Here is a 363-nt window from a genome sequence, read left to right on the forward strand (position 1 = left end):
CGCTGGTCTGGTTAAACGTCAGCCCTGCCGCCTGCCCGGCTCTGGACAGGACCAGCATACGATCTGCCGTCAGTCCCGCCTGATTGCCGGAAAGGACCAGCGTTTTGTTGAAATCGGACAGGGTTGAGTTGCCCTGATACCAGGCATACGCCAGCGCACCGGTCGCCACCGCCAGCGAGGTGGCCCCCACCATCGGCAGGGTGATCGCACCGGCAAGCCCCCTGAACATGGGGATCATCCCGCCGAAGGAGTCCTTCACCTGCCCCCCCTGTTGCAGCAGGATCAGCCACGGACTTTGCCCGCCTGCAAGCTGCGTGGCCACGTCGGTGAACTGTGCAGGCAGCATACGCATGGCGGCTTTAT

Annotated in this window: 1 protein-coding gene; it reads right to left on the reverse strand. The window is 63.6% G+C overall.

Translation table 11 applies throughout. The annotated features are described in order from the left end of the window. A partial coding sequence (locus R0J88_RS19035) for a phage tail length tape measure family protein (protein ID WP_410900735.1) occupies positions 1-363 on the reverse strand: 363 nt, incomplete at both ends.

Source organism: Pseudoalteromonas sp. SIMBA_162 (assembly GCF_046535955.1).
Classification (GTDB): Bacteria; Pseudomonadota; Gammaproteobacteria; order Enterobacterales; family Alteromonadaceae; genus Pseudoalteromonas; species Pseudoalteromonas marina.